This window comes from Flagellimonas profundi, assembly GCF_017313275.1.
In the GTDB taxonomy this organism is placed as follows: domain Bacteria; phylum Bacteroidota; class Bacteroidia; order Flavobacteriales; family Flavobacteriaceae; genus Flagellimonas; species Flagellimonas profundi.
The window spans coordinates 1,241,914-1,253,981 of record NZ_JAFLNM010000001.1; the positions used below are offsets into that span (position 1 = coordinate 1,241,914).

Below are 12,068 nucleotides of genomic sequence, written 5' to 3' on the forward strand. Positions count from 1 at the left end.
TTGCTTAAAAACTGTGTTTCGTTAAAACAAGCGTAAAAATACAAATGTTTTCGGGACAGTCCCAATCAATTCTGTTGGATTGTTGGGTTAAGGATGAAGGGGGATTATTTGATTTTCGGATGGTTCGATTTCTAGATGGTCAGATCGTTTGGATTATCGGTTATTGGTCATTGTTCATTGGTCATTGTTGATTGTTCATTGGTCATTGTTGATTGTTCATTGTTGATTGTTCATTGTTGATTGTTCATTAGATATGAACGGATGGGCTGTTCTTCACTTCGTTGATCACAAAAGAGCTTTGGGTGTTCCCGATATTGGCTATGGCCGTGAGCTTGGTGACCATAAACTCCCGATAGCTCTTCATATCCTTTACATAGATCTTTAAAATGTAGTCGTAATCCCCACCCACGTGGAAACATTCGGAGACTTCTTTTAATTGCAGTACTTCACGTTCAAACTTTAGGACATTTTCTTTGGTATGTTGCACCAATCGAATTTGACAAAGCACCATAAAATCACGCCCTACCTTTACCTTGTCCACCAAAGCCGTGTATTGTGTAATCACCCCATTGCGCTCCAACCGGCGGATACGCTCGTAAACGGCTGTTTTGGACAAATGCAGCGCATCTGCATATTGTTTGGTTGTTTTTTTACTGTTCTCTTGAAGCAATCTTATCAGTTCAATGTCTATACCATCCAATTTCATACCGACGAATTTTCTAGTCCATATGGCTAAAATCATATTTTATAGATTATTTTCCTAATAATATCATTTTTAATGTCAAATAATCTTCATTTAAACAATACTATTGACTTAGGGTCTACAAATTCATATTTTTACTAAAAACTGTACATATATGGACTATAAAGCATCAGAACACATACAAGACCTTCAATATTTTGGTGAATTCGGAGGTGTAAACCCTTCTATTTCAGATTCATCCACCTACACCTTCCTGTCGGCAAAAACCATGTTCGATACATTCGAAGGAAACACGGAAGGCTGCTACCTGTATAGCCGTCACTCCTCCCCTTCCAACCTATATTTGGGGGAAGCCATGGCACAATTGGAAGGAACGGAATCTGCCAATGTGTACGCCAGTGGAATGGGTGCCATCACCGCTGTGATTCTGCAATTATGTGATTCGGGCGATCATATTGTATGCAGTAGAACCATTTATGGAGGGACCTATGCTTTTCTCAAGAATTTTGTGAAGAAATTCAATATTGATGTTTCCTTTGTTGACATCACCGATTTGGATACTGTGGAAAAATCCATCACGCCCAAAACCAAAATGATTTATTGTGAAGCCATCAGCAACCCATTGTTGGAAGTTGCCGATATCCGGTCATTATCAAAAATCGCCAAGAAAAATGATATGCCTTTAATAGTGGACAACACTTTTTCTCCGTTGACCATAAATGCAGCACAATTAGGTGCCGATATTGTAGTGCACAGTCTTACCAAATTCATCAATGGCAGTAGCGACTGTGTTGCAGGCGCTGTTTGTGGTACGGCGGATTTCTGCTTGAGTTTAAAAGATGTGAACAATGGAGCTGGAATGCTATTGGGAAGTACTTTGGACAGTTTACGTGCCGCTTCCATTTTAAAAAATATGCGAACCCTGCACATTCGAATCAAAAAACACAGTGAAAATGCCCATTACTTGGCCAAACAATTTGAGAAGGATGGACTAAAAGTGGTATACCCTGGATTGGAAAGTCATTCTGGCCACGATCTCATGAAGTCACAAATGAACCACGAATACGGTTTTGGCGGTATGCTTACCCTCGATGTAGGTTCGGTGGAAAGAGCCAACGCACTCATGGAATTGATGCAAAAGGAAAAGTTAGGATATTTGGCGGTAAGCCTTGGTTTCTACAAAACCTTGTTCAGTGCTTCGGGAACTTCCACCTCTTCCGAAATACCTGAAGAAGAACAAAAAGAACTCGGACTGTCCCAAGGGCTTATCCGTTTTTCCATTGGCTTGGACAATGATATCCATAAAACCTACAACACCATGCGAAGCTGTATGGAAAAGCTGGATATTTTATCGCCCGAAACTAGTTTGACATAGGCAACAGTTGTACAAAATCTTAGTTTTCTTGTATCAAAATGCACTCTTTATCGTCCAATATTAGTTTAATCAGCTAAATTGAAATTTTAGGAGCGAATGGAAAAAGGTTTGAATCTGAACATTGACGATAAACGAAGTAAGTTATTGGCAACAGCAAGAACAGCCGGAATATGGTACCTAATTATGGCTATTTCCGGCGTTTTAGGGTTTCTCATATTCCACCCTCAGGTCTTCAGTGCCAACCCCGAACAAACATTGAGCAATATCCTAGAGGCAGAAACAGTGGCGAGACTTAGGTTGCTGTTGGAGTTTGTGATTATCGTTTCACAAGCACTTACTGCCATTTGGTTTTATCGCCTATTTAAAAGTTGTAATGAATGGGCTGCACTCGCAACAGCAATATGGGGTACCGTTAATGCAGTTGTTATCATGGTCAGCGCCATAGCTATGGGTGCTTCCATTAAAATAGCCCTATCCTCTCAATTGTTGGAAAATAAGGTACTATCCATTGATTTGCTATCCAACGTAATATCAAATTCTTGGAGCGTTGGCGGATTGTTCTTTGGCCTTTGGCTCATTCCATTGGGATACATCATTACCAGTTCAAAAAGAATGCCTGTGTGGTTGGGCAGAACCTTGATCATAGGTGGTGTTGGCTATCTGGTAAGTACCATGATCAACTATTCAGGTGTTACAACAGGTTCTTGGACAAGAATACTCACTTTACCTGCCACAATCGGGGAATTCTGGATGATAGGGTATTTATTGATTTTTGGAATAAGACCTCTAACTAAAGAAGATTGAGTTAAAACCGTTCACAACAAATTTTAAACACCCAAATTCCACTACCACTAAATCCACTCTGAATTACCAAAACCAGTACACATATCGGAACATTGGCTTTATTCGCTTAACCTACGATTAAGCGGGACCAAATGTATGTTGTTTGCACAACATAGTGCAAAATCGTAATATTACCTTCTAACAAACTCAGACCAAATGCCGAAAAAAACGGAAAAGCCAAAATTTAGGGAGAATGAACGCATTGTAGAAAATAAAGATTTAACCATCGGCGAAGCATTGATACCTGTTTTTGCCCTGGTTGCCATGTTGGCCTATAATGTATATGTTTTTGGGGATGATGCCCTAAGTGGTTCCAACCAATTCATTTTGTTGATGGGTGGTGCCGTAGCCGCCATCGTCGGCATTTTCAATAAGGTATCCTACAAACAGATGATTGCGGAAGTGGCCGAAAATGTAAGGTCTACCACGGGAGCTTTGCTCATCCTTTTAATGGTCGGTGCACTGTCGGGCACTTGGTTGGTCAGCGGTATTATTCCCGCTATGATCTATTATGGACTTCAAATACTGAATCCCACCATATTTTTGGCCGCCAGCGTAATTATTTGCGCCATAATATCCATAGCTACCGGAAGTAGTTGGACCACGGCAGCAACAGTAGGTATTGCTTTGATTGGTATAGGTGACGCCTTGGGCATTTCTTTGGGGATGACGGCGGGAGCTGTACTTTCTGGTGCTTACTTCGGTGATAAAATGTCGCCATTGAGCGATACGACCAACTTGGCACCTGCCATGGCTGGTGGGGATTTGTTCTCCCATATTCGTTACATGACCTATACCACGGTTCCAACTATCGTGGTCACCTTGATCGTGTTCATCATACTTGGTTTTACCATTGATACGTCGGGTGTGGCAGATACAAGTTCTCTTCTCGAAAATATTGGTGCCACTTTTAACATAAATGGTTGGTTGTTTTTAGTGCCATTAGTGGTAATCTTATTGATCGTAAAAAAAGCACCTCCGTTAATGGCCCTTTTGATCGGGACCTTGTTGGGCGGTGTTTTTGCACTTATTTTTCAGCCCGATATTGTCGCCAACATTGGTGGGGGGGGCACATTGAACTTTGAAACAGGCTACAAAGGCATTTTAAACGCGATAACTGTTGATACCAACATAGCTACCGACGATCCAGCCTTGAACGACCTATTCTCTTCGGGCGGAATGTCCGGTATGCTCGGCACCATTTGGCTGATCGTATGCGCCATGGTATTCGGAGGTATCATGGACGGTATCGGTGCTTTGGAGCGTATTACCGAGTCCCTTCTAAAATTGGCCAAGACCACTTTTGGACTCTTTGCCAGTACCGTAGGGAGTTGTTTGGCTTTAAACGTAACTGCATCCGACCAATATTTGGCCATTGTAGTACCCGGTAAAATGTTTGCCAAGGCCTATAAGGAACGTGGACTAGCCCCTGAAAACCTCAGCCGATCTTTGGAGGATTCAGGTACTGTAACCTCGGTCTTGGTACCTTGGAACACCTGTGGAGCCTACCATAGTGGTGTTTTGGGAGTTGGTGTCGGGGAGTATGCCATGTATGCCGTCTTTAACTGGTTAAGTCCGTTTATGACATTGCTTTTTGCCGCATTCAGAATCAAGATCAAGCAATTGGCCACAAGTAATAGTCCAAGCAGTTAGTATTCCGATCAACTTTTTCAGTTGTGTTTTTTCTGGTATCAAATACCGATGGGAGCCACCCTTAAAAATAGTTGTGGACCAGGTACTTTTATAACACACTTTTAGGAGAGTTTTTTAGTATTTTTGGCACCGAACTTGCTCTTTAATGAAGCATAATAACCATTTTCAAAACATACTTGAAGCATTTTAAATGCCAAAAGAGTCTTTTATTAGGAACAGGATAAAAAGTGTGGGATATGCCCTAAAAGGCATGTTTCTATTATTGCGCACAGAATCCAGCATCAAAATTCAAGCTGTTATTGCCGTGGTCGTTACAGTCTTCGGTTTCTACTTTCAAATCTCCAATACAGAATGGATATTACAGCTGTTGGCCATTGGTCTGGTCATGGGTGTCGAAGGATTGAACACAGCTATTGAAAAAATCTGTGACTACATTCAACCCCATATGGACCCTAAAATCGGTATAATAAAAGATATTTCCGCAGGAGCCGTTATGATCGTATCGGTTATAGCAAGTATTATTGGTTTGATCATCTATGTGCCCAAAATCTTTTAGTGAAATCCATGACCCCTAGTAGCAACGTAAATTTGTAACTTAGCCCCGCTTAAAATTGATTAATGGCCAAAAAACGAACAAAATCCAAATCAAAAAAAACTGCCACAACTGCCAAGAAGAAGGTTTCCTTTAAGCCTTCCAAGCAGAACAAGATTATTTTTGGTAGCCTTTTGATTGTTCTAAGCATTGCTCTTTTCTTCTCTTTTATGTCATTTTATTTTACATGGCAGGAGGATCAGAGTATGCTGTCCCAGTTTGCGGACCGCAATGCCGAAGCCAGTAATTTACTGAACAAATTCGGGGCAAACGTAAGCCACTTTTTCATGTACAAGGGCTTTGGCCTGGCCTCTTTTATATTTCCCATCTTATTGGCCATTACTGGGCTTTATCTATTTCTTGGCCTAAACGGAACACGTTTGATCTCTAAATGGATTTGGGGCTTGGTCGGGGTTATCTGGGTGTCCGTTGCCCTAGGTTTTTTCGCTGCCGAGTTTCCGCTACTGGGAGGACTCATTGGTTATGAAATGAACGATTTTCTCCAAGATTATACGGGCAAGATCGGTGTGTTCTTGATTCTGATATTTGTTTTGATGGTGATTTTGGTAAGGCTGTTCAATTTTACACCCGAAGGATTCGCCAATTTCTTCAAAAGGCAAAAGCAAAAAATCAAGTCGGACTTTAATGAAGAGCCATCAACCCAAACCACTACGGAATCCACATTGGATAATGACGAGGGAAGCATTGAGCTGACCACAGAGGATACCGTTCCCGAAAAAATAGATACCTACACCCATAAAAAGGATATTCCTCCTTTGGATGAAGCAGGACTTGATGTCAACATTCCAGAAGAAGAGGAATCCGATATCGACCTAAAGGTCGAAGAAACCACCATAGAGGAAGAAACCGATGCCAAAGCCGCCAAGTTGGTAGAGGATTTTGGGGAATTTGACCCCAAATTGGAATTAGGCAACTACAAATTCCCAACATTGGACCTATTGGAGGCCCACGGAGCTTCGGGGGGCATTACCATTAATCAAGAAGAGCTTGAGGAAAACAAGAACCGGATTGTAAGCACCCTCAAAAACTATAAAATCGGAATTGCCCAAATCAAAGCGACCATTGGCCCAACGGTAACCCTATACGAAATTGTTCCCGAGGCTGGAATCCGTATCTCAAAGATCAAAAATTTAGAAGACGACATCGCCCTGTCCTTGGCTGCATTGGGAATCCGTATCATTGCCCCTATCCCCGGAAAAGGAACCGTGGGTATAGAGGTGCCCAACAAAAACGCGACCATTGTTTCCATGCGCTCGGTAATCGCTTCCAACAAATTCCAGAAAGCGGAGATGGAACTGCCCATCGCTTTCGGAAAAACCATCAGCAACGAGACTTTTGTTGTGGACCTGGCCAAAATGCCACACCTGCTCATGGCTGGTGCTACCGGTCAGGGTAAATCGGTAGGGTTGAATGCTGTCATCACCTCCCTACTTTATAAAAAGCATCCCGCGGAGGTCAAATTTATCTTGGTCGACCCGAAAAAGGTGGAATTGACGCTGTACAACAAAATTGAGCGTCACTTTTTGGCAAAACTGCCCGATTCCGAGGAAGCCATCATTACGGACAACACCAAGGTGATCAACACGTTGAACTCCCTTTGCATTGAAATGGACAACCGTTACGAGTTGCTCAAATCAGCTATGGTACGGAACGTAAAGGAGTATAATACAAAATTCAAAGCCAGAAAATTAAACCCGAACGACGGGCATAAATTCTTGCCTTACATTGTACTGGTCATAGACGAATTTGCCGATTTGATCATGACGGCTGGCAAGGAAGTGGAAACACCTATTGCCAGATTGGCACAATTGGCCCGTGCCATCGGTATTCACTTGATCATAGCCACGCAAAGACCGTCGGTGAATGTCATCACAGGTATCATTAAGGCCAACTTCCCAGCAAGGATAGCGTTCAGGGTAACCTCAAAAATTGATTCCAGGACCATTTTGGACGCACAGGGAGCCGACCAACTTATCGGACGAGGTGATATGCTCTATACGCAAGGGAATGATGTAACAAGGCTACAATGTGCCTTTGTGGATACGCCAGAAGTGGCTAAAATAACAGACTATATTGGGTCACAACGCGCCTACCCGGAAGCACATCTATTGCCAGAGTATGTGGGCGAAGAATCTGGCACAAGTCTTGATAATGATATCGCGGACAGAGATGCCATGTTCAGGGAAGCTGCGGAAGTAATTGTAACGGCCCAACAAGGCTCGGCCTCTTTGATACAACGAAAATTAAAATTGGGGTACAATAGAGCTGGTCGAATCATAGATCAGTTGGAGGCTGCAGGAATTGTAGGCCCTTTTGAAGGAAGCAAGGCGCGACAAGTTCTGGTTCCCGATATGTATTCCTTAGATCAACTATTAGAAAATGAAGCAAAATAAGACCATGATCAAGAAAAGTATTCTTTTAATAGCATTGTTTACCGTAGGGCTATTTTCCTATGGACAAAACTCAGATAAGGCCAAAGCGCTTTTGGACGAAGTATACAACAAAGTGCAGAGCTACGACAATATCTATATTGACTTCCAGTCCACTTTGGAAAACACCGAAGCTAATTTAAAACAGGAAACCAACGGAAATGTCACACTCCAAGGAGAAAAGTATTTGTTGAATTATTTCGGGGCCACACAACTGTACGACGGAAACAAAGTATATACCGTGGTTCCAGAAAACGAAGAGGTGACCATTGAGGACGTAAACGAGGATGAAGACAACGTGAGTCCATCTAAAATGTTGACCTTCTACAAAACGGGACACAATTACCAATGGGACATACTTCAAAATGTAGGTGGTAGAAAAATTCAATATGTAAAATTGATTCCGATTGATTCCAATACAGAAATCAAATCAGTTTTATTGGGGATCGATACGCAAACAAAGCATATCTACAAGCTGATTCAAACAGGCAATAACGGAACCAAAACCACCATTACCGTTAATTCTTTCAAAACCAATCAGCCCATATCAAGTACTCTGTTTACCTTTGACGAGAAAAAGTACGAGGACAAAGGGTACTATATCATAAGAAACTAGGCATTGAAAATACTTGATCAGTATATACTAAGAAGATTTCTTTACAACTTCTTCAGTTCTTTTTTCATTCTGATCGTCATATTCATCTTTCAGGGAATATGGCTGTTCATCGATGATTTGGCGGGAAAAGGACTGGGCATGGTTATTATTGGCAAGTTTATTTTCTACTTTATCCCTACATTGGTGGACAAGGTACTGCCCCTTACGGTACTCCTCTCCTCCATCCTTACCTTTGGTACATTTGCGGAAAACTACGAGTTTGCCGCCATGAAAGCATCTGGGATATCGCTCCAACGTGGGATGCGAAGTCTAATCGTATTTGTACTCTTCTTAGGTTTAGTAACCTTCTTTTTTGCAAATGATGTGATACCGAAATCTGAGCAAAAAATGTTCAACCTTAGGCGAAATATCGCTAAAGTAAAGCCTGCAGCTGCCATCACCGAAGGGGTTTTCAGTGATTTTGAAGGGACTGGCGAGGGAATGAACATAAAAGTGGATAAAAAATACGGAGAGCAAGACCGTTTTTTGGACAATGTCATCATCCATAAAAAAACAGAACAGAACATCAACAACACGGTGATCAAGGCAAAATCAGGGGAATTGATCAGTAGTGAGGAATCCGATATTATTCAACTGGTATTGAAGGATGGACATTATTATGAGGAAGTTTTGCCAAAAGACTCCAAAGAAAAGCGGAAACAGCCTTTTGCTAAGTCGAATTTCGAAACCTACACCATTAATATTGACATTTCGGAGCTCAATGAACAAGATTTGGAAGAGGATCAAAATATCACCACAAATAAGATGAAAAACGTAGGGCGACTCATCAAGGATATTGATTCTCTGCGCGAAAACAACTTGGAAAAAGTAGCGGCATTCTCCAAAAACGTAGTGAACCGCATGGGAGCTTTTCAAAATACCGTACCTCAAGACAGTACCCAGAAAAACTTGGACCCCATTAAACGAGACACTATAGAAGAGGCCAAACAAGATTCCATTAAAACTATAGATGAGTTCATCAAGAGTTTAGTGCAGTGGGAGCAAATTCAAGTAATGAAAAAAGCCCAAAACGAGGTTTCCAGTATCTTAAATACAGTAGTTGCCAAAAAAGATGAGCTGCAAAGTAGATATAAGTTCTATAACAGTCATATTTTATCGCTACACCAAAAATATGCGCTTGCACTTTCCTGTATTATTTTGTTCTTTGTAGGAGCGCCTTTAGGGGCCATAATCCGCAAAGGAGGGCTGGGATTGCCCATGGTAGTTGCGATCATCTTATTTTTGACCTATTATTTTATTGGGGTCTTTGCAGGTAACTATGCCAAAGAGGGAAACATTCATCCCGCCATAGGGGCTTGGCTACCCACATTGATCATGTTGCCTCTGGGCATATCGTTAACCAGACGTGCCACTGCAGATAAAGGATTAATCGGGTTTGGTCATTTTATTGACCGTATCAAATCAATATTTAAAAAGAAAGCAAAAGAAGCTGAAGACCAATGATCGCCAAAGACAAAAAAATACAGCTAAATGCCATAGAAGAAGCCATTGCCGATATTAGACAAGGTAAGGTGATTATTGTTGTGGATGATGAGAACAGGGAGAATGAAGGTGATTTTTTGGCAGCCGCTGAACTGATCACCCCAGAGACCATCAATTTTATGGCCACCCATGGTCGAGGACTGATCTGTGCCCCACTTACCGAAGGGCGATGCAAGGATTTGGGACTCCATAAAATGGTAAACCACAATACCGATCCGTTAGAGACGGCCTTTACGGTTTCCGTAGATTTAAGGGGCAATGGGGTAACCACAGGGATTTCGGCAGCTGATAGAGCAAAAACAGTTCTCGCACTCACCAATAAAACCACAAAGTCACATGAGTTGGCCCGACCCGGACACATTTTTCCCCTAATTGCTAAAGAAGGTGGCGTTTTACGCCGAACAGGGCACACCGAAGCCGCGATTGATTTTGCACGACTGGCCGGATTGGAACCTGCTGGAGTAATTGTGGAAATTATGAACGAGGATGGCTCCATGGCCAGACTGCCACAACTACTTAAAGTTGCCAAAAAGTTCGATCTTAAAATTGTTTCCATCGAGGATTTGATTGCCTACCGTATGGAGCACGATAGCTTGATCGAACTTAAAGAAGCCTTTACCATAAACACTAGATTTGGTGAGTTTAGATTACGGGCATACCAACAAACCACCAACAACCAAGTCCATATTGCTTTGCTCAAAGGAAATTGGAAAAGTGGGGAACCCGTGCTGACCCGCATCAACTCTACGTTGGTAAACAACGATATGTTGGGAACCTTGACCAACAATCCGGATGAAGGCTTACAACGTATGTTCGATGCGTTGAACAAAGAGGAAAAAAGCGCCATGATCTTTATAAATCAGGGCAACCAATCCATGAATTTGTTGAGCAGGTTATCCGAATTCAAAAAATTACAAAAGGAAGGCATAAGCAAAGCGCCCAAAATTGAAATGGACAACAAGGATTTTGGTATCGGTGCCCAAATTTTGCACGACCTTAATATATCGAAGATTCGATTATTGACCAATTCCGGTCAAACCCGACGTGTGGGAATGGTAGGTTACGGCCTGGAGATTGTGGAGTATGTAAAATATTAAAGAACCGACTTAATAGCCTCCACCATTTTACTGGCCCGATCGGTTACTTCCTCTTCCGACCATCCTAATTTGATCAAGCAGGAAATATTTCTGGACATCCATTTATCGGATTCGGAGAAATCAGCCTTGCTGTAATCGGGCAAAGACTCTTGGACATCTTTTGGTAGCCTGCCCAAGGATTTCATTTCGGTCAAATGCTCCCACTTTTTGTAATAATGCCAATTGTTGTTGTACCAATAAAAACAACCATCAACACCGGCTTCGCTCAAAGTTTGATGCGCCTTTTGGGCAAAATCCTCGCTTGGCAAAAAGAAATTGAGAAAAGAATAGTTCTCCTCGCCTCCATCTGGCACCGTTCTAAAAACAATTTCAGAAATAGTTGACAATGCATCCCGTAAAATGGTATAATTCCTTTTTTGAATGCCGACAAACTCATCCAATCGGGCCAATTGGGCTACTCCTACAGCAGCGTTCATCTCCGAGATTCGGAAATTGTATCCTAAAAATGGATGTTCTTCTGCTCCTCGATTATTTCCAACATGATCATGACCGTGATCGGAGTATTTATGTGCATTTTCGTAGTAATTTTTATTATCTGTAATTACCGCCCCTCCTTCTCCGCAGGTAATGGTTTTTACGTAATCAAAAGAAAAGCATCCAAGGTCGCCAATGCTGCCCAAAGGTTTTCCATTGTAAGTGCCGCCAATAGCTTGGCAAGCATCTTCGAGCAACAAGAGCCCATGTTTGTCACAAATGGCCTGCAAAGCGTCCAAATTGGCCATGGAACCGCACATATGCACGGGCATTACCACTTTAGTTTTGGGTGTGATGGCTTTTTCCACCGCTTCGGGCTTCAAGGTAAGGGTTTCGTCAATATCGACCAAAATCGGCACAGCCCCGAGGGCTAGAATGGATTCAAAACTGGCAACAAAGGTAAAGGTGGGCATAATTACTTCATCCCCCGCTCCAATGCCGGCACTTGCCAATGCAACCGTCAAGGCTGCTGTACCACTGCTTACGGCATGGGTATATTTAGCTTGCATACGCTTGGACAGACCGGCTTCAAGTTCCTTGGTTTTCCAATGTCCGTTGCGCATGCCATCGAACCCATAGCGCATCAGCACTCCAGAGTCCATTACATCTTGTACTTCTTTTCTTTCCTTGTCTCCAAAAAGTTCAAATCCAGGCATATTACTT

Annotated in this window: 10 protein-coding genes; 8 read left to right on the forward strand and 2 right to left on the reverse strand. The window is 42.2% G+C overall.

The annotated features are described in order from the left end of the window. Nucleotides 1-247: 247 nt before the first annotated feature. A complete protein-coding gene (locus tag J0654_RS05730; RefSeq protein WP_207027992.1) occupies nt 248-706 on the reverse strand; it encodes an Lrp/AsnC family transcriptional regulator in 459 nt (152 codons plus the stop codon). A 151-nt stretch (nt 707-857) separates the two neighbouring features. Here J0654_RS05730 and J0654_RS05735 point away from each other — a divergent pair, with 151 nt between their 5' ends. The 8 genes from J0654_RS05735 to ribB all read left to right on the forward strand — a co-directional run bounded on the left by J0654_RS05735 (nt 858) and on the right by ribB (nt 10,871). After that, complete coding sequence (locus tag J0654_RS05735) at nt 858-2,078, forward strand: aminotransferase class I/II-fold pyridoxal phosphate-dependent enzyme (RefSeq protein ID WP_207026695.1); 1,221 nt, start codon at nt 858-860, stop codon at nt 2,076-2,078. A 96-nt stretch (nt 2,079-2,174) separates the two neighbouring features. After that, nucleotides 2,175-2,882 (forward strand): DUF4386 domain-containing protein, encoded by a 708-nt coding sequence (locus tag J0654_RS05740; RefSeq protein ID WP_207026696.1) that lies wholly within the window; start codon nt 2,175-2,177, stop codon nt 2,880-2,882. A 195-nt stretch (nt 2,883-3,077) separates the two neighbouring features. Then, nucleotides 3,078-4,574 carry a Na+/H+ antiporter NhaC gene (gene nhaC / locus J0654_RS05745; RefSeq protein WP_207026697.1) on the forward strand — a complete coding sequence of 499 codons (1,497 nt, stop codon included), beginning with the start codon at nt 3,078-3,080 and terminating at the stop codon, nt 4,572-4,574. Between the two features lie 190 nt (nt 4,575-4,764). Continuing rightward, nucleotides 4,765-5,130 carry a diacylglycerol kinase gene (locus J0654_RS05750; protein ID WP_207026698.1) on the forward strand — a complete coding sequence of 122 codons (366 nt, stop codon included), beginning with the start codon at nt 4,765-4,767 and terminating at the stop codon, nt 5,128-5,130. Nucleotides 5,131-5,192: 62 nt separating this feature from the next. Continuing rightward, on the forward strand, nt 5,193-7,580 hold the full coding sequence (locus J0654_RS05755; protein WP_207026699.1) for a DNA translocase FtsK: 2,388 nt from the start codon (nt 5,193-5,195) through the stop codon (nt 7,578-7,580). 4 nt (nt 7,581-7,584) lie between these two features. Next, on the forward strand, nt 7,585-8,232 hold the full coding sequence (gene lolA1, locus J0654_RS05760) for an outer membrane lipoprotein periplasmic chaperone LolA1 (protein WP_207027994.1): 648 nt from the start codon (nt 7,585-7,587) through the stop codon (nt 8,230-8,232). A gap of 3 nt (nt 8,233-8,235) precedes the next feature. After that, a complete protein-coding gene (locus tag J0654_RS05765; RefSeq protein ID WP_207026700.1) occupies nt 8,236-9,735 on the forward strand; it encodes an LptF/LptG family permease in 1,500 nt (499 codons plus the stop codon). Then, complete coding sequence (gene ribB, locus J0654_RS05770; protein ID WP_207026701.1) at nt 9,732-10,871, forward strand: 3,4-dihydroxy-2-butanone-4-phosphate synthase; 1,140 nt, start codon at nt 9,732-9,734, stop codon at nt 10,869-10,871. Before J0654_RS05765 ends, ribB begins: the two co-directional genes overlap by 4 nt. Here ribB and J0654_RS05775 read toward each other — a convergent pair. Then, entirely contained in the window at nt 10,868-12,061 is a 1,194-nt protein-coding gene (locus tag J0654_RS05775) for a DegT/DnrJ/EryC1/StrS family aminotransferase (RefSeq protein WP_207026702.1), read from the reverse strand. The two genes, ribB and J0654_RS05775, sit on opposite strands and share 4 nt — an antisense overlap. Between the last annotated feature and the right edge of the window lie 7 nt (nt 12,062-12,068).